The sequence below is a fragment of the Streptomyces shaanxiensis genome, assembly GCF_039537145.1.
GTDB classification, from domain to species: domain Bacteria; phylum Actinomycetota; class Actinomycetes; order Streptomycetales; family Streptomycetaceae; genus Streptomyces; species Streptomyces shaanxiensis.
On sequence record NZ_BAAAZY010000003.1, the window covers coordinates 262,019 to 279,127 of the forward strand.

At 70.9% G+C, this 17,109-nt stretch carries 13 protein-coding genes and 1 pseudogene; 6 read left to right on the forward strand and 8 right to left on the reverse strand.

Going from position 1 to position 17,109, the window contains the following annotated elements; genetic code table 11:
• Positions 1 to 73: 73 nt before the first annotated feature.
• Positions 74 to 874, reverse strand: a complete 801-nt coding sequence (locus ABD932_RS03460; RefSeq protein WP_345008566.1) for an SAM-dependent methyltransferase — start codon at positions 872 to 874, stop codon at positions 74 to 76.
• 160 nt (positions 875 to 1,034) lie between these two features.
• Here ABD932_RS03460 and ABD932_RS03465 point away from each other — a divergent pair, with 160 nt between their 5' ends.
• Entirely contained in the window at positions 1,035 to 2,510 is a 1,476-nt protein-coding gene (locus ABD932_RS03465) for a 3' terminal RNA ribose 2'-O-methyltransferase Hen1 (protein WP_345008567.1), read from the forward strand.
• Positions 2,507 to 5,056: a polynucleotide kinase-phosphatase gene (locus ABD932_RS03470; RefSeq protein ID WP_345008568.1), complete on the forward strand. Its 2,550-nt coding sequence runs from the start codon at positions 2,507 to 2,509 to the stop codon at positions 5,054 to 5,056. Before ABD932_RS03465 ends, ABD932_RS03470 begins: the two co-directional genes overlap by 4 nt.
• 36 nt (positions 5,057 to 5,092) lie before the next feature.
• Here ABD932_RS03470 and ABD932_RS03475 read toward each other — a convergent pair whose 3' ends face one another.
• Positions 5,093 to 5,992 carry a diacylglycerol kinase catalytic domain-containing protein gene (locus ABD932_RS03475; protein ID WP_345008569.1) on the reverse strand — a complete coding sequence of 300 codons (900 nt, stop codon included), beginning with the start codon at positions 5,990 to 5,992 and terminating at the stop codon, positions 5,093 to 5,095.
• Entirely contained in the window at positions 5,989 to 7,098 is a 1,110-nt protein-coding gene (locus ABD932_RS03480; protein WP_345008570.1) for an SPFH domain-containing protein, read from the reverse strand. The genes ABD932_RS03475 and ABD932_RS03480 overlap by 4 nt, the downstream gene beginning before the upstream one ends.
• Before the next feature lie 125 nt (positions 7,099 to 7,223).
• Here ABD932_RS03480 and ABD932_RS03485 point away from each other — a divergent pair, with 125 nt between their 5' ends.
• Together ABD932_RS03485 and argF are read left to right on the forward strand one after the other, a co-directional pair.
• On the forward strand, positions 7,224 to 8,447 hold the full coding sequence (locus ABD932_RS03485) for an arginine deiminase (protein ID WP_126395687.1): 1,224 nt from the start codon (positions 7,224 to 7,226) through the stop codon (positions 8,445 to 8,447).
• A gap of 88 nt (positions 8,448 to 8,535) precedes the next feature.
• Entirely contained in the window at positions 8,536 to 9,543 is a 1,008-nt protein-coding gene (gene argF, locus ABD932_RS03490; RefSeq protein ID WP_345008571.1) for an ornithine carbamoyltransferase, read from the forward strand.
• Between the two features lie 28 nt (positions 9,544 to 9,571).
• Here argF and ABD932_RS03495 read toward each other — a convergent pair whose 3' ends face one another.
• Positions 9,572 to 10,024, reverse strand: a complete 453-nt coding sequence (locus tag ABD932_RS03495) for an ATP-binding protein (RefSeq protein ID WP_345008572.1) — start codon at positions 10,022 to 10,024, stop codon at positions 9,572 to 9,574.
• 383 nt (positions 10,025 to 10,407) lie between these two features.
• Between ABD932_RS03495 and ABD932_RS03500 the strand changes: the two genes are divergently transcribed.
• Both ABD932_RS03500 and ABD932_RS03505 read left to right on the forward strand, forming a co-directional pair.
• Entirely contained in the window at positions 10,408 to 11,235 is an 828-nt protein-coding gene (locus ABD932_RS03500) for an enoyl-CoA hydratase family protein (protein ID WP_345008573.1), read from the forward strand.
• Complete coding sequence (locus ABD932_RS03505) at positions 11,232 to 13,610, forward strand: bifunctional salicylyl-CoA 5-hydroxylase/oxidoreductase (RefSeq protein ID WP_345008574.1); 2,379 nt, start codon at positions 11,232 to 11,234, stop codon at positions 13,608 to 13,610. The genes ABD932_RS03500 and ABD932_RS03505 overlap by 4 nt, the downstream gene beginning before the upstream one ends.
• Before the next feature lie 50 nt (positions 13,611 to 13,660).
• Here the strand turns inward: ABD932_RS03505 and ABD932_RS03510 are convergent.
• From ABD932_RS03510 to ABD932_RS03525, 4 genes and pseudogenes are all read right to left on the reverse strand, one after another.
• Positions 13,661 to 13,883, reverse strand: a pseudogene (locus ABD932_RS03510) (hypothetical protein); the annotation flags it as partial.
• The gene (gene cysC, locus ABD932_RS03515) at positions 13,880 to 14,431 is read right to left on the reverse strand and encodes an adenylyl-sulfate kinase (protein WP_345008575.1); all 552 of its coding nucleotides are present in this window, start codon (positions 14,429 to 14,431) and stop codon (positions 13,880 to 13,882) included. The gene cysC and the pseudogene ABD932_RS03510, both read right to left, overlap by 4 nt.
• Before the next feature lie 116 nt (positions 14,432 to 14,547).
• The gene (locus tag ABD932_RS03520) at positions 14,548 to 15,360 is read right to left on the reverse strand and encodes a PaaX family transcriptional regulator (RefSeq protein ID WP_345008576.1); all 813 of its coding nucleotides are present in this window, start codon (positions 15,358 to 15,360) and stop codon (positions 14,548 to 14,550) included.
• A gap of 15 nt (positions 15,361 to 15,375) precedes the next feature.
• Positions 15,376 to 16,989, reverse strand: coding sequence for an AMP-binding protein (locus tag ABD932_RS03525; protein WP_345008577.1), 1,614 nt, complete (start codon positions 16,987 to 16,989; stop codon positions 15,376 to 15,378).
• Positions 16,990 to 17,109 lie beyond the last annotated feature (120 nt).

The following is a 17,109-nucleotide window of genomic DNA, read 5'->3' on the forward strand; positions in this document are numbered from 1 at the left end:
TCCCGACCGGCATGAGTGGTTCGTGCGTCATCCGGCGGATCGGGCCGACGAGGACGATCCGCCGGGTGCGTCGTCATCGCTTGTGGCCGACCCCCACGTACAGGGGTATCTCCTCGCCCCCGTGCCGCTCACCGAGCTCGGGGTGCCACTCGGCGGCGAGCACCACGCCCGGGTCCACCAATTCCAGCCCCGTGAAGAAGCCGGCGAACTCGTCGCGGGAGCGCACCTGCGCCGGAGTGCCGCCCTTGCGGTACACCTCGACGACGCGCTCCCAGGTCTCCGGGTCGAAGTCCCCGGTCGCATGGGAGAGCGTCAGACAGCTGCCCGGTGCCAGGGGTTCGAGCAACTCGCCGACGATCCGGCCGGGTTCGTCCTCGTCGGCCACCAGGTGCAGCAGCGCCACGAGGGACAGCGCGATCGGCTGCGCGAAGTCGAGGGTCTCCCGTGCCGCCGCGAGGATCCTGCCCGGTTCCCGTACGTCGCCGTGGACGTATGCCGTTCTTCCCTCGCGGGTGCTGTGCAGCAGGGCCTCGGCGTGTCTGAGGACGATCGGGTCGTTGTCCGCGTACACCACCCGGGCGTCGGGGACGATCCCCTGCACGATCTGGTGGAGGTTCGGCTCGGTCGGGATTCCGGTTCCGATGTCGAGGAACTGGCGGACACCCCGCTCGGCCAGCAGCCGGGAGGCGCGGTGCATGAACCGGCGGTTGGTCCGCGCCATGTCGCGTACGGCGGGGAAGAGGGACACCACCTGCTCGGCCGCCTCCGCGTCGACCGGGTAGTTGTCCTTCCCGCCGAGGAAGTAGTCGTACATGCGGGCCGAGTGGGGCTTGCTGGTGTCGATGGGGGTCGCGCGTAATCCGGCGTCTGTCACGTGAGGCCTCCGCTGGTGGACATGCGTGGGCGATCGGTCGTGCGATGTTCGAACGCCCGGACGGTCCGGAGGCTAGCGAAAATTCTCGGGTGCCGCCGATGCACGGTCTGTACGGTGGGCGTATCCGCAGTTCAGACGACTACTCCAAGGCCTGCCCACCGTGTTCCTGACCATCACCACCACCGGCTCTCCAGAGCGCCCGGCCACCGACCTCGGCTTCCTGCTGCACAAGCACCCCGAGAAATCGCAGGCGTTCTCCACCTCCTACGGAAAGGCCCACGTCCTCTACCCGGAGGCGGACGCCGAGCGCTGCACGGCGGCGCTGCTCCTGGAGGTGGACGCGGTGGCGTTGGTCCGGCGGGGGAAGGGCAAGGGCCGGGGCGGCGCGCCCGACGCGGCGCTCGCGCAGTACGTCAACGACCGGCCGTACGCCGCCTCCTCACTGCTCGCCGTCGCACTCAGCAGCGTGTTCTCCAGCGCGATGCGGGGCGTGTGCAACGCCCGGCCCGAGCGGGCCGCCCAGCCGCTGCCCCTGCGTATCGAGGTGCCCGCGCTGCCGGCCCGGGGCGGCCCGGAGCTCGTACGCCGCCTGTTCGAGCCGCTCGGCTGGGCGGTGACCGTCGAGCCCGTGCCCCTGGACCCGCAGTTCCCCGAGTGGGGCGACTCGCGCTACGTCCGCCTCGTCCTGGAGTCGGACACGCTGACCCTCGCAGAGGCCCTCCGCCACCTCTACGTCCTGCTCCCGGTCCTCGACGACGCCAAGCACTATTGGGTGGCCCCCGACGAGGTCGACAAGCTGCTGCGGGCCGGTGAGGGCTGGCTGCCGGAGCACCCGGAGCAGAAGCTGATCACCAGCCGGTATCTGTCGCGCCGCTGGTCGCTGACCCGGGAGGCGATGGAGCGGCTGGAGCTCGTGCGGCTCGCGGAGGCCGACGACAGCGAGGTCGAGGACATCGACAACGCCGTCGAGGCCGAGAGCGAGACGGAGGAGAAGCCGACCCCGCTCGCCGTGCAGCGACGGGACGCGATCATCACCGCGCTCAAGGCGTCCGGCGCCGCCCGCGTGCTCGACCTCGGATGCGGACAGGGCCAGCTGGTGCAGGCCCTCCTCAAGGACCCCGCGTTCACCGAGATCGTGGGCGTGGACGTGTCGATGCGGGCGCTCACCATCGCCGGGCGGCGGCTGAAGCTGGACCGGATGGGGGAGCGGCAGGCCTCGCGCGTGACGCTCTTCCAGGGCTCCCTGGCCTACACCGACAAGCGGCTCAAGGGCTACGACGCCGCGGTGCTCTGCGAGGTCATCGAGCACCTCGACCTGCCCCGGCTGCCCGCCCTGGAGTACGCGGTGTTCGGCGCCGCGCGTCCGCGGACGGTTCTGGTGACCACCCCGAACGTCGAGTACAACGTCCGCTGGGAGTCCCTCCCGGCCGGACACGTCCGGCACGGCGACCACCGGTTCGAGTGGACGCGCGAGGAGTTCCGGACGTGGGCGGGGGCGGTGGCCGAACGGCACGGGTACGGCGTGGAGTTCGTGCCCGTGGGGCCCGACGACCCGGAGGTGGGGCCGCCCACCCAGATGGCCGTGTTCACGGTCATGGTGAACGTGAACGACGAGAAGGAGGCGAAGGCCGCATGAGCGAGAACACCCGGGCAACGAACGGGCGTGTTCTGCCCGTCACCGACCTCTCCCTCGTCGTGCTCGTCGGCGCCTCCGGCTCCGGCAAGTCCACCTTCGCCCGGCGGCACTTCAAGCCCACCGAGGTCATCTCCTCCGACTTCTGTCGCGGCCTGGTCTCCGACGACGAGAACGACCAGAGCGCGACCCGGGACGCCTTCGACGTCCTGCACTACATCGCGGGCAAGCGGCTGGCCGCCGGCCGCCGTACGGTCGTCGACGCCACCAGCGTGCAGCAGGACTCCCGGCGGCAGCTGATCGAGCTGGCCAGGCAGTACGACGTGCTGCCGATAGCCATCGTGCTCGACGTGCCGGAGGAGGTGTGCGCCGAGCGCAACGCGGCCCGCACCGACCGGGCCGACATGCCGCGCCGCGTCATCCAGCGGCACATCCGCGAACTCCGGCGCTCGATCCGGCACCTGGAGCGTGAGGGCTTCCGCAAGGTGCACATCCTGCGTGGCGTGGAGGACATCGAGAACGCCACCGTCGTCACCGAGAAGCGCTTCAACGACCTCACCCACCTCACCGGCCCGTTCGACATCGTCGGCGACATCCACGGCTGCGCCGCCGAACTGGAGTCGCTGCTCGGCAAGTTGGGTTATGTCGACGGCGTGCACCCGGACGGCCGTACCGCCGTCTTCGTCGGCGACCTCGTCGACCGCGGCCCGGACAGCCCGGGCGTGCTGCGCCGTGTGATGTCGATGGTGAAGTCGGGCAACGCGCTGTGCGTGCCGGGCAACCACGAGAACAAGTACGGGCGTTACCTCAAGGGCCGCAAGGTCCAGCACACGCACGGCCTCGCCGAGACCATCGAGCAGATGGAGACGATGAGCGAGGAGTTCCGCGCGGAGGTACGGGAGTTCATCGACGGACTCGTCAGCCACTACGTCCTCGACGGCGGCAAGCTGGTCGTCTGCCACGCCGGTCTGCCCGAGAAGTACCACGGGCGTACATCCGGCCGGGTCCGCTCGCACGCGCTGTACGGCGACACCACCGGCGAGACCGACGAGTTCGGGCTGCCGGTGCGCTATCCGTGGGCCGAGGACTACCGGGGCCGGGCGGCCGTGGTGTACGGCCACACTCCGGTCCCGGACGCCACGTGGCTGAACAACACCATCTGCCTGGACACCGGCGCCGTCTTCGGCGGCAAGCTGACCGCGCTGCGCTGGCCGGAGCGGGAACTGGTCGACGTACCGGCCGAGAAGGTCTGGTACGAGCCGGCCAAGCCGCTGCGGACGGAGGCACCGGGCGGGCACGACGGCCGGCCGCTGGACCTGGCGGACGTGCACGGCCGCCGGGTCGTGGAGACCCGCCACCAGGGCCGTGTCGCGATCCGCGAGGAGAACGCGGCGGCGGCGCTGGAGGTCATGAGCCGCTTCGCGGTCGACCCGCGCCTGCTGCCGTACCTTCCGCCGACCATGGCACCGACGGCGACCAGCCATGAAGAGGGCTACCTGGAGCACCCTGCCGAGGCCTTCGCGCAGTACGCGCAGGACGGCGTCGAGCGGGTCGTGTGCGAGGAGAAGCACATGGGCTCGCGCGCGGTGGTCCTGGTGTGCCGGGACGCCGAGGCGGCACGCAAGCGCTTCGGCGTCGACGGCCCGACCGGCTCCCTCTACACCCGTACCGGCCGTCCGTTCCTCGACGACGAGTCGGTGACGGAGACGATCCTCGACCGGGTACGGACGGCGATCGGCGAGGCGGGCCTGTGGGACGAGCTCGAGACCGACTGGCTGCTGCTCGACGCCGAGCTGATGCCGTGGTCGCTGAAGGCGTCGGGCCTGCTGCGCTCGCAGTACGCAGCGGTCGGCGCCGCCTCCGGAGCGGCGTTCCCGGGTGCGCTGGCCGCGCTTCAGGGCGCTTCGGCGCGCGGCGTCGACGTGGCGGACCTGCTGGCACGCCAGCGCGAACGGGCCTCGGACGCGGCCGCGTTCACGGAGGCGTACCGCCGCTACTGCTGGCCGACGGACGGCCTGGACGGCGTACGCCTGGCCCCCTTCCAGATCCTCGCGGTCCAGGGGCGCAGCCTCGCCGCCCTGCCGCACGACGAGCAGCTCACGCTCCTCGACCGGCTGGTGGAGCACGACAGCACGGGCCTGCTCCAGACGACCCGACGCCTGTACGTCGACACCGGCGACCCGGAGTCGGTGCGGGCCGGCGTCGACTGGTGGCTGGAGATGACAGGCCGCGGCGGCGAGGGCATGGTCGTCAAGCCGATCGGCGCGGTGGTCCGCAGCGCGGAGGGGCGGCTGGTACAGCCCGGCATCAAGTGCCGGGGCCGTGAGTACCTCCGGATCATCTACGGCCCGGAGTACACCCGCCCGGACAACCTGGACCGGCTGCGCAAGCGGTTCCTCAACCACAAGCGCTCCCTCGCCATCCGCGAGTACGCGCTGGGACTGGAAGCCCTCGACCGGCTGGCGGAGGGCGAGCCGCTGTGGCGCGTGCACGAGGCGGTGTTCGGCGTGCTGGCGCTGGAGTCGGAGCCGGTGGACCCGCGGCTGTGACAGTCAATGACAGTGACGGTAAGCGGCTGTTCACGGTCAGTTGACGAGTCGGAGCCGCTCCCGGCACACGCCCACCCGGACGGTCTGACCCCAGGTCAGCTCCACCGCGTCCGTCTCCATCCCGTCCCCGAAGGCGACGAGCCGCTCGGACTCCACGGTGAGCCGGAGACGGGTCGCGGCCGCGAGTTCCCCGGCCACCAGTGAGGTACCGGTGGCCGGGGAGGGCCAGGCCTCGCGGACGAACCACATGAGCCGTTCCTCCGTGGGGGAGGGCAACCGCAGTTGCCCTCCCCGCTCCTGCCACACCGACCGGAGCCATCCGGTCGCCCCCGTCCCGGTGCCCACGATCACCCCGGACGAAGCCTGGGCCTCGACGACACCCCCGTCGTCCTCCAGGCCCAGGCGGTATCGGGCCGTCTGGTGTCCGACGGCGCCGAGGTAGATCTCGTTCAGCGCCACGAGCCGCTGTGTGTCGTCGGCGACCGCCTCGACCATGGTGAGTTCGTCGAAGCGGACCCGTCCGGATTGCGTGGACGCGAACAACTTGGCCGCGTCCCCGGGGCGGTGGCGCACCAGCACGCCCGGATTGCGGCCGGGGTCGGTGTCGACGCCGAGCACCGGCTGGCCGGCCAGGTACTTCGCCACGTTCGCGACCAGGCCGTCCTGACCGACCACGACCACCACGTCCTCCGGCGCGAACAGGAACCGGTCCAGGTCCGCCCGTTCCACCCTGGTCTGCCGCCAGGTCAGGGGGATCGCCGAGGTCACCTCCGCGAGCGCCTGCCGCGTGCGGCGGTGGCGTTCCGCGATCTCCTCGATGTCGCGGCCGCGGGAGGAGAGGAAGAAAGCGGCTTGGCCGTGTGTGCCGTGCCGGGCCACCAACTCCTCGTATTCCGTGGTGCGATGGACGAGGACGACCCGCGGAGCGAGGCTCACGCCTGCTCCTGCGCCTGGGTGCCGAGCTTGGCGAGCAGCCCCGTCAGCACGTCCGGCGACACCGTCACGCTGTCGATCCGCGGCAGGTTCTCCGCCAGCCGGGTCCCGGTGAGGGCGTGCAGGGTCGCCACGTCCACCTCCGCGTGCACCCGCAGCCAGGCCGCCTGCGCCTGGGCCCGAGCCTCACCGACCTCACGCGCCCCCTCGGCCTCGGCCCGGGCCAGCCGTACGGACCGGGTGGCCTCCGCCTCCGCGAGCCGTACCGTCCGTGCCGCCTCCGCGTCCGCGAGCCGTACCGTCCGTGCCGCCTCCGCGTCCGCGAGCCGTACCGTCCGTGCCGCCTCCGCCTCGGCCCTGACCGCGTCGGCCGCCGCGTGCTCCTCCGCCTCCCGCCGCGCGTTCGTCCCCCGCTGATCCACCAACTGCTCCTCGCGGCGGGCGAGTTCGATCTGGCTGGCCAGTTCGTTCTCGGCGATGGTGCGCTCCCGCTCGACGGCCACCGCCCGGCGCTCGTACGTCGCCCGGTCGGCCTCCTGCTGGATCTGCTCGCGGGCCGGGGTGCGCAGCGCCCGCTCCACCTCGGGTTCCGGGCGCAGCGCCATGACGCGTACGGCGACGACCTCGATGCCGGTGGCGGGCAGGCGGGGCTCCCCGGCGAGGCCGGTCGCGATCCGCTCCCGTACCGCCGTCACTCCGTCCACCAGCGCGGCCGACAGCGGCGTACGGGCCAGGACGTCCAGCGCGTGCTGCTGTGCCGTCTCCGTCAGGAGGGTGCCCAGCTGCTCCAGCGGGGTGCCCCGCCATGCGCCCGTGTCCGGGTCGACGGAGAAGTCCAGCCGGGTCGCGGCCACCGCCGGGTCACTGATCCGGTAGGTGACCGTCGCCTGGACGGCCACGTCCTGGAAGTCGGACGTACGGGCGTGGAAGGTCATCGCCAACTCCCGGTCGTCGACCGGTACTTCGGAGAGCGCGGCGGTCAGTGCCCGGAACCAGAAGCTGAGTCCCGGGCCGTCGTGCAGCAGCTTTCCGCCGCGGTGGTGGCGGATGTGCGCCGTGGGCGCGCCGCGCAGATGGCGCCAACCGAGGCGCCGGGTGATGTCGGCCATGGAGCCTGCCCCCTCTTTTTCGTCATGCCGACGATAACCGTCATGCGTGCTTGTCGTCAAGGGGACGAAAAGAAGAAGGAGGCAAGTGGGGGGTGAACACGCGCCCCGATGGTCAGGATGGAGGCATGGCATTCCATGTCGACTCCGAGGCCGGGCGGCTGCGCCGCGTCATCCTGCACCGGCCGGATCTCGAGCTCAAGAGGCTCACCCCCAGCAACAAGGACGCGCTGCTCTTCGACGACGTGCTGTGGGTGCGCCGGGCGCGCGCCGAGCACGACGGGTTCGCCGACGTGCTGCGCGACCGCGGCGTCACCGTCCACCTCTTCGGCGACCTGCTCACCGAGGCCCTGGAGATCCCGGCGGCCCGCAGGCTCGTCCTGGACCGGGTCTTCGACGAGAAGGAGTACGGGGTGCTCGCCACCGACCACCTCCGTGCGGCCTTCGAGGGCCTGCCCTCGTCCGAACTGGTCGAGGCGCTCGTCGGCGGCATGACCAAGCGGGAGTTCCTGGAGGCGCACCCCGAGCCGACCTCCGTGCGCTTCCATGTCATGGAGCTCGACGACTTCCTCCTCGCGCCCCTGCCCAACCACCTCTTCACCCGCGACACCTCCGCCTGGATCTACGACGGCGTCTCCGTCAACGCGATGCGCTGGCCCGCCCGGCAGCGCGAGACCGTGCACTTCGAGGCGATCTACCGGCATCACCCGCTGTTCCGCGACGAAACGTTCCACTTCTGGTCGGAGGGGCAGGCGGACTACCCGTCCACCATCGAGGGCGGGGACGTCCTGGTGATCGGCAACGGCGCCGTCCTCATCGGAATGAGCGAGCGGACCACCCCGCAGGCCGTCGAGATGCTCGCCCACAAGCTGTTCGCCGCCGGATCGGCCGAGACGATCGTGGCCCTCGACATGCCCAAGCGGCGTGCCCTCATGCACCTGGACACCGTGATGACGATGGTCGACGGCGACGTCTTCACCCAGTACGCCGGGCTCGGCATGCTCCGCTCGTACACCATCGAGCCGGGCGCCGGTGACAAGGAGCTGAAGGTCACCGACCATCCGCCGGAGCACATGCATCGCGCGATCGCCGCCGCCCTGGGCCTGAACGAGATCCGCGTCCTGACCGCGACCCAGGACGTCCACGCGGCCGAGCGCGAGCAGTGGGACGACGGCTGCAACGTGCTCGCCGTCGAGCCGGGTGTCGTCGTCGCCTATGAGCGGAACGCCACCACCAACACGCATCTGCGCAAGCAGGGCGTCGAGGTGATCGAGATTCCGGGCAGCGAGCTGGGGCGGGGGAGAGGCGGGCCGCGCTGTATGAGCTGTCCGGTCGAACGCGCGCCTGTGTAGAAGTGTCCGCACGGGGGCGTCTGTATAGAAATGCCTATCGTCGTATAGACTTCCAGAGTCCCTGTTCACGTACCTCTGGAGCGCCCCCATGGCGACTGTCCCGACCGCCCTCGCCGGGCGCCACTTCCTCAAGGAGCTCGACTTCACCGAGCAGGAGTTCCGTGGGCTGGTCGAGCTGGCCGCAGAGCTGAAGGCCGCCAAGAAGGCCGGGGACGAGACGCAGTACCTGCGGGGCCGGAACATCGCGCTGGTCTTCGAGAAGACCTCGACGCGCACGCGCTGCGCGTTCGAGGTCGCGGCCGCCGACCAGGGTGCCTCGACGACGTACCTGGACCCCTCGGGCTCGCAGATCGGGCACAAGGAGTCCGTGAAGGACACCGGACGCGTACTGGGGCGGATGTTCGACGCGATCGAGTACCGCGGGGACAGCCAGCGGAACGTGGAGGAGCTGGCCGAGTACGCGGGCGTGCCCGTCTACAACGGCCTCACCGACGACTGGCACCCCACCCAGATGCTGGCCGACGTGCTCACCATGACCGAGCACACCGCCAAGCCGCTCAAGGAGATCGCCTTCGCCTACCTGGGTGACGCCCGCTTCAACATGGGCAACTCCTACCTGATCACCGGCGCCCTGCTCGGCATGGACGTACGGATCGTCGCCCCCCAGGCGTACTGGCCCGCCCAGGAGATCGTCGACCGGGCCCTGGAGCTGGCCGAGACCAGCGGCGCCCGTGTCACCCTCACCGAGAAGGTCGACGAAGGTGTCCTCGGCGCCGACTTCGTCGCCACCGACGTCTGGGTCTCCATGGGGGAGCCGAAGGAGGTCTGGGACGAACGGATCGCCGCGCTCGCCCCGTATGCGGTGACCATGGACGTCCTGCGTGCCACCGGGAACGCGGACGTGAAGTTCCTGCACTGCCTGCCGGCGTTCCACGACCTCGGCACCAAGGTCGGGCGGGAGATCTTCGAGACCCACGGCCTGGATTCGCTCGAGGTGACCGACGAGGTCTTCGAGTCGGCGCACTCGGTCGTCTTCGACGAGGCGGAGAACCGGATGCACACCATCAAGGCGGTTCTGGTGGCGACGCTGGGTTGAGTGGGGAGTCGCGCCGTAGGGGTGCGGGTTACGTCGGGCGGCGTTGAGCGGGTACGACCGGCAGTCTGAACCACACCGCCTTGCCGGAATCGGTGGGGCGGTGGCCGCAGGACGAACTCAGGGCGCGGATCAGCAGCAGGCCGCGGCCGTGCTCCTGCCAGGGGTCGGGCTCCCCGTCGGCGGGCCGGGTCAGATTGCCCGGCGGTGCCGGGTCCGGGTCGTGCACCTCGACCTGGCAGCCGGACGGCAGCAGCTCCAGCACCAGCTCTATCGGGCCGTTCCCCGCGGTGTGCTCCACCGCGTTCGCGACCAGTTCCGCCGTGAGCAGCTCCGCGGTATCGCTGTCGGCGGAATGCTCCAGCTCGGCCAGCGCCGTACGGACCAGTGCGCGGGCGACGGGCACAGCCGCGACGGTGTGCGGCAGTGCGATACGCCAGGAGGCGGAGGCTGCGGGGCGATCTTGCAAGGCGGGTCCGTTCATGAGCAGGCTGTCCTGCTTTCAACCTTATGAATGGTACGGCGCCACCCGGCGAGGGCGTCCGACGGGCACCGTTCGGGACCTTCGGCCCCGACTGCTGGGCGGCTTACCCCGGTGAACGGTCGGCCTCGCGCGGCTGATCCCGCCGTTACGGGGGCGTCGACGATCCGTGACGGATGTGACGGGGTCAGGTCACATCCGAGATCCATTTGCGAGATCCATGTGCGAGCTCCACGTGCGAGGTCACATTCACAGCGGTACCCGAATGGGTTATTGCGCAACCGTGACGACAGTCAAAGTTGGGTGATAACTTCGAAGGGTAGAGCTCGGAGGGTAGAGCTCCGTGAGTCAGTGCCCGCGCCGTCCGCCCGAGGAGGCCGCACGTCATGAGTCCCTTCACCGGCTCCGCCGCCCGCACCTCCGACTGGAAGCATCTGCGGGTCGAGCACGCCGACGGGGTGGCCACCGTCACCCTCGCCCGCCCCGAGAAACTCAACGCGCTCACTTTCGGCGCCTACGCCGACCTGCGCGACCTGCTCGCCGAGCTGTCCCGGGAGAAGGCGGTACGGGCCCTGGTGCTGGCCGGCGAGGGCCGTGGTTTCTGCTCCGGCGGCGACGTCGACGAGATCATCGGCGCCACCCTGTCCATGGACACCGCCCAGCTCCTCGACTTCAACCGGATGACCGGGCAGGTCGTGCGGGCCGTACGGGAGTGCCCGTTCCCGGTGATCGCGGCGGTGCACGGGGTGGCGGCGGGCGCCGGGGCGGTACTGGCGCTCGCGGCCGACTTCCGGATCGCCGACCCCACCGCCCGCTTCGCCTTCCTCTTCACCCGGGTCGGCCTGTCCGGCGGCGACATGGGCGCGGCCTATCTGCTGCCGAGGGTCGTCGGCCTCGGCCACGCGACCCGGCTGCTCATGCTGGGCGAACCGGTACGCGCCCCCGAGGCGGAGCGCATCGGCCTGATCAGCGAGCTGACGGAGGAAGGCCAGGTCGACGAGGCCGCCCAGACCCTGGCCCGCCGCCTGTCCGACGGCCCGGCACTGGCATACGCCCAGACGAAGGCACTGCTCACGGCCGAGCTGGACATGCCGCTGGCGGCGGCGGTGGAGATGGACGCGTCGACGCAGGCCCTGCTGATGAACGGCGAGGACTACGCGGAGTTCCACGCGGCGTTCACGGAGAAGCGCCCTCCCAAGTGGAGGGGGCGATGACTGTGCCAACCAAAGGGACGCGGGGCTGTGTTGAATTTGCGGCTACCGCCGCGTGGGCACGGCCGGCCCCCACCAACCCGCAGCCGCCGAACCGGACGAGCCACCCCCTACGAGTCGCGATCATCGGCGGCGGCCCCGGCGGCCTCTACGCCGCAGCCCTGCTGAAACGCCTCGACCCCGACCGCGAGGTCACCGTCTGGGAACGCAACGCCCCCGACGACACCTTCGGCTTCGGAGTGGTCCTCTCCGACGAAACCCTCGGCGGCATCGAACACGCCGACCCCGTGGTCTACGAGGCCCTCCAGAACCACTTCACCCGCTGGGACGACATCGACATCGTCCACCGAAGCACCCGCCAAACCTCCGGAGGACACGGCTTCGCGGCCCTGGGCAGAAAGCGCCTCCTGGAAATCCTGCACGCCCGCTGCCGCGAGCTCGGCGTAGAGCTCCGCTTCCGCACGGAGGCTCCGTACCCGGCCTTGCTCGCGGAGACGTACGACCTTGTGATCGCCGCCGACGGCGTGCACAGCACCACCCGCGAGGCCTACACCCATGTGTTCCGCCCCCATGTGGCCGAACACCACTGCCGATACATCTGGCTGGCCGCGGACTTCGCCTTCACGTCCTTCCGCTTCGAGATCGCCGAGACCGAGCACGGCGTGATGCAGCTGCACGGCTACCCGTACGCGGACGACGCCTCCACCGTGATCGTGGAGATGCGCGAAGAGGTGTGGGAGCGGGCAGGGTTCGCGGAACTCGACGAGCAGGAGTCCGTCGAGCGATGCGCGAAGATCTTCGCGGAAGCGCTGCGCGGACGGCCGCTGAAGTCCAACAAGTCGGCCTGGACGACCTTCCGCACCGTCGTCAACGAACGCTGGTCGCACGGCAACATCGTCCTGCTCGGCGACGCCGCCCACACCGCCCACTTCTCCATCGGTTCCGGCACCAAGCTCGCCGTCGAGGACGCCCTCGCGCTCGCCGCCTGCCTGGAGGAACAGCCGTCCCTGGAGCGGGCGTTGGCGGCGTACGAGGACGAGCGCAAGCCGGTCGTCGCGTCCACGCAGCGCGCCGCCCGGGCCAGCCTGGAGTGGTTCGAGAACCTCGGCCTCCACCTCGACCAACCGCCCCGCCAGTTCGCCTTCAACCTGCTCACCCGCAGCCGCCGCGTCACCCACGACAACCTGCGCCTGCGCGACGCCGGCTTCACCGAGGCCGTGGAGCGCGACTTCGGCTGCCCGCCCGGCACGCCCCCGATGTTCACCCCGTTCCGGCTGCGCGGCCTGACCCTGCGCAACCGGGTCGTCGTGTCCCCGATGGACATGTACTCGGCCACCGACGGCGTCCCCGGCGACTTCCACCTCGTCCACCTCGGCGCCCGCGCCCTCGGCGGCGCCGGCCTGGTGATGACGGAGATGGTGTGCGTCAGCCCGGAGGGGCGGATCACCCCCGGCTGCACCGGCCTCTACACCGGCAGGCAGGCCGACGCCTGGCGGCGGATCGTCCAGTTCGTGCACACCCAGGCACCCGGCACCGCGATCGGTGTGCAGCTCGGCCACAGCGGCCGCAAGGGCTCGACCAAACTGATGTGGGAGGGCATCGACGAACCGCTGGACGACGGCAACTGGCCGCTCGTCGCCCCGTCCCCGATCCCCTACAAGCCGTACAGCCAGACCCCGCGCGAACTCGGCCGCGCCCAACTCACCGACATCCGCGAGCAGTTCACGGCAGCTGCCTGGCGAGCCGCCCGTGCCGGCTTCGACCTCCTCGAACTGCACTGCGCACACGGCTATCTGCTCTCCGGCTTCCTTTCCCCGCTCACCAACCGGCGCACCGACGCCTATGGCGGCTCCCTGGAGAAACGGCTCCGCTTCCCGCTGGAGGTCTTCGACGCCGTACGAGCCGTATGGCCCGAGGAACGGCCGATGACCGTCCGTATCTCCGCCACCGACTGGGCCGAGGGCGGCACGACCGGCGAGGACGCCGTCGAGATCGCCCGTGCCTTCGCCGCGCACGGCGCCGACGCCATCGACGTGTCGACCGGGCAGGTCGTGGCCGACGAGCAGCCGGAGTTCGGGCGGTCGTACCAGACGCCGTACGCGGACCGGATCCGGCACACCGCCGGTCTCCCGGTGATCGCGGTCGGCGCGATCTCGTCCTGGGACGACGTCAACTCCCTGATCCTGGCGGGCCGCACGGACCTGTGCGCCCTCGCCCGCCCGCACCTCTACGACCCGCACTGGACACTGCACGCGGCGGCCGAGCAGGGCTACGACGGTCCGGGCGTCGCCTGGCCGGCCCCGTACCGGGCGGGCAGCCGCCGCCCGCAGACCGGACGCACGGACGCCCCCAAACCCCGCCTGACGCTCGGCGGTTGAGGTCCACCATCCCGGCGGTCAGCGTCGCGCCGTCCGCCGGGTCGATCAGGTCGGCCGTTGTACAGGTTCCACAGCTCGGGGCGCTGCCGACGCGGGTCCCACTGCGAGAACTCGTCGCGCAGGCTGAACAACCCGCTCCTGCAGCATGACGATGGAGTCCTTGCCGCCGGAGAACAGGATCACCGGCCGCTCGAACTCGCCCGCCACCTCACGGAAGATGTGCACCGCCTCGGACTCCAGCGCGTCCAGGTGCGAGAGGGCGAACTGCTTCACACCAGCCCCCGCTCCGCCAGCACGGCGTAGACGGCGGCGGCCGACTCCTGGGGCGTCTGGAGCTGGGTGCGCACTACGAGCGAGGGATCCACCGGCGGCTCGTACGGGTCGTCCACTCCCGTCAGCCCGGTCAGCCGGCCGGTCGCCTGCCGGGCGTACAGCCCCTTCACGTCCCGCGCGCTGCACACCTCCACCGGGGTGGCCACATGCACCTCGACGTAGGGCGTGGCGCTCGCCTCGTGGCGTTTGCGCACGGCCTCGCGGCTGTCGGCGTGCGGCGCGATGAGCGGGACGACGGACAGCACGCCGTTGCGCGCGAGCACCTCCGAGACCAGGCCGATGCGCTGCACGTTGGTGTTGCGGTCCGCCCGCGAGAAACCCAGGCCCGCGGAGAGGAAACGCCGGATCTCGTCGCCGTCCAGGACCTCCACGCGGTGTCCCTCGGTCTTCAGACGGTCACCGAGCAGACGGGCGATCGTGGTCTTGCCCGCGCTCGGCAACCCCGTCAGCCAGACCGTGGCTCCCTGGGCCCTTGGCGTGGTGGTCATGCGCAACAGTCCTCATCTCTGACCTGTGGACGACCCGACGGACGGTAGGTAAGAAACTTGAGAACGGGCGCAGAGGAACCTGAGGGTTCCGTTAGGGGCGCTTGGTGTGCCTGAGGTCACAGACCGACGTATACGGCTCCCGCGTCCCGCAGGCGCTCGTGCAGTCCCCGGAAGACGGCGGCCGAGCGCGCGCCCGGCCAGTCCCCGGGCAGCAGCCGGGCGGGCAGGCCGGGGTCGGTGTAGGGGAGGTGGCGCCAGGAGTCCAGGGCGAGGAGGTAGTCGCGGTAGGCCTCCTCGGGCGGGGTGTCCTGCCGCCGCTCCCAGTCGTGCAGCACGCGCGCGTGGCGGTCGAGGAACGCCTCGTGCTCCTTGGCGATCGCGGCCAGGTCCCACCAGCGGGCGACGGCCTCGGCGGTCGGCGTGAAGCCGAGGTGCTCGCCGCGGAAGAAGTCGACGTACTCCTCCAGGCGCAGTCGCTGCAGGGTGTGCCGGGCCTCCTCGTAGAGCCGTGCGGGCGCGATCCACACGCCCGGAGCCGCGGTTCCGAAGCCGAGTCCGGCCAGCCGGGAGCGCAGCACATGCCGCTTCTGCCGCTCCGACTCCGGCACCGAGAACACCGCGAGCACCCAGCCCTCGTCGTCGGGCGGCGCGGTGGTGTAGATGCGCCGGTCGCCGTCGTCGAGCAACTGGCGGGCGTCCGGTGAGAGTTCGTATCCGGCCGCGCCCTGTGCCGTGCGGGCCGGCAGCAGCAGCCCGCGCCGCTTCAGCCGCGACACCGACGAGCGTACGGAAGGGGCGTCCACGCCGACCGCGGCCAGCAGTCTGATCAGCTCGGCGACCGGCACCGGGCCGGGCATGTGGCGGCCGTAGGCGCCGTAGAGCGTGACGATGAGAGACCGTGGTGCATGCTGGTCGGACACGTTGATCATCTTAGTTCGTACGGATCACTGCTGGTCACCCCGCGGGTCAACACCGTCGCGCAGCCGGAACCGCTGCAGCTTGCCGGTCGCGGTGCGCGGCAGCGCGTCCAGGAAGACGATCTCGCGAGGACACTTGTACGGCGCCAGCTCGGCCTTGACGAACGCGCGCAGCGCCTCCGCATCCCGTCGCGCACCGTCCCTGAGCACCGCGTATGCCACCACGACCTGCCCCCGCGCCTCGTCGGGCCGCCCCACCACCGCCGTCTCCAGCACGTCCGGGTGGCGCAGCAGGGCCTCCTCGACCTCCGGGCCCGCGATGTTGTAGCCGGCCGAGATGATCATGTCGTCCGCGCGGGCGACATAGCGGAAATAGCCGTCACTCTCCCGGACGTAGGTGTCGCCGGTGATGTTCCAGCCGTGGCGCACGTACTCGTGCTGCCGGGGATCGGTCAGATAGCGGCAGCCGACGGGCCCGCGCACGGCGAGCAGCCCCGGCTCCCCGTCGGGCTTCTCCCGGCCGTCCTCGTCGACCACGCGCGCGTGCCACCCCGGTACCGGCATCCCCGTGGTCCCGGGCCTGATGTGCTCGTCGGCCGCCGAGATGAAGATGTGCAGCAGTTCGGTCGCGCCGATGCCGTTGATGATGCGCAGCCCGGTCCGCTCGTGCCAGGCCTGCCAGGTGGCGGCGGGCAGGTTCTCGCCCGCGGAGACGCAGCGGCGCAGCGAGGAGATGTCGTGCGAGTCGAGTTCGTCGAGCATGGCGCGGTACGCCGTCGGGGCGGTGAACAGCACGGACACCCGGTGCTCGGCGATCGCGGGCAACAGCTGTTTGGGGCCGGCCTGTTCGAGGAGCAGGGCGCTGGCGCCGGCCCGCATCGGGAAGATGACGAGACCGCCGAGGCCGAAGGTGAAGCCGAGTGGGGGACTGCCGGCGAAGACATCACCCACATGGGGGCGCAGCACATGCTCCGAGAAGGTGTCGGCTATCGCGAGCACATCCCGCTGGAAGTGCATACAGCCCTTGGGCCGTCCGGTGGTGCCGGAGGTGAAGGCGATGAGCGCGACGTCGTCGGCCGCGGTGTCGGCGGCGGGGTACGGAGCGTCGGGCGCCGGGCGGCGCAGCAGGTCGTCGGGGGCGTCGCCGCCGTATGTGGTGATGCGCAGGTCGGGTATCTCGGCCTTGGCGAGGTCGTCGACGGCGCGTATGTCGCACAGGGCGTGCCGCACCTCGGCCATCTCGCACATGGTCCGCAGCTCGTGCGGCCGCTGCTGGGCCAGCACGGTGACGGCGACCGCGCCCGCCTTCAGCACCGCCAGCCAGCAGGCGGCGAGCCACGGTGTGGTGGGGCCACGTAGGAGCACCCGGTTGCCCGGGACGACGCCGAGGTGGTCGGTGAGCACATGGGCGAGCCGGTCGACGCGGGCGCGCAGTGTGCCGTACGTCCATGTGTCGCCGGACGGTGTGTAGAACACGGGCCGTTCGTCGTCGGGGCCCTCGAGCAGCTCGGCGGCGGCGTTGAGCCGTTCGGGGTAACGCAGTCCCGGAAGGTCGAAGCGGAGCTCGGGCCACTGGTCGGGCGGTGGCAGGTGCTCGCGGGCGAAGCTGTCGACGTGGGCGGAGCGGTGCAGACCGGCCATGGCGGTTCGCCCCCTTGCCGTGTGGGCTGCCTTGTGGGCGTCGTGGTGGGCTCGCAGGGCGAGCGTATCGTGTTGGTGACGACAGTCAATGGTGCGCGATATCGTCGAGGTGTTCGTCGA

Coding starts and splice junctions, on each gene's coding strand:
- ABD932_RS03485 (WP_126395687.1), top strand. CDS start 7,224: ATGGCATTCCATGTCGACTCCGAGGCCGGGCGGCTGCGCCGCGTCATC.
- argF (WP_345008571.1), top strand. CDS start 8,536: ATGGCGACTGTCCCGACCGCCCTCGCCGGGCGCCACTTCCTCAAGGAG.
- ABD932_RS03520 (WP_345008576.1), bottom strand. CDS start 15,360: ATGATCAACGTGTCCGACCAGCATGCACCACGGTCTCTCATCGTCACG.
- ABD932_RS03470 (WP_345008568.1), top strand. CDS start 2,507: ATGAGCGAGAACACCCGGGCAACGAACGGGCGTGTTCTGCCCGTCACC.
- ABD932_RS03505 (WP_345008574.1), top strand. CDS start 11,232: ATGACTGTGCCAACCAAAGGGACGCGGGGCTGTGTTGAATTTGCGGCT.
- cysC (WP_345008575.1), bottom strand. CDS start 14,431: ATGACCACCACGCCAAGGGCCCAGGGAGCCACGGTCTGGCTGACGGGG.
- ABD932_RS03525 (WP_345008577.1), bottom strand. CDS start 16,989: ATGGCCGGTCTGCACCGCTCCGCCCACGTCGACAGCTTCGCCCGCGAG.
- ABD932_RS03495 (WP_345008572.1), bottom strand. CDS start 10,024: ATGAACGGACCCGCCTTGCAAGATCGCCCCGCAGCCTCCGCCTCCTGG.
- ABD932_RS03500 (WP_345008573.1), top strand. CDS start 10,408: ATGAGTCCCTTCACCGGCTCCGCCGCCCGCACCTCCGACTGGAAGCAT.
- ABD932_RS03480 (WP_345008570.1), bottom strand. CDS start 7,098: ATGGCCGACATCACCCGGCGCCTCGGTTGGCGCCATCTGCGCGGCGCG.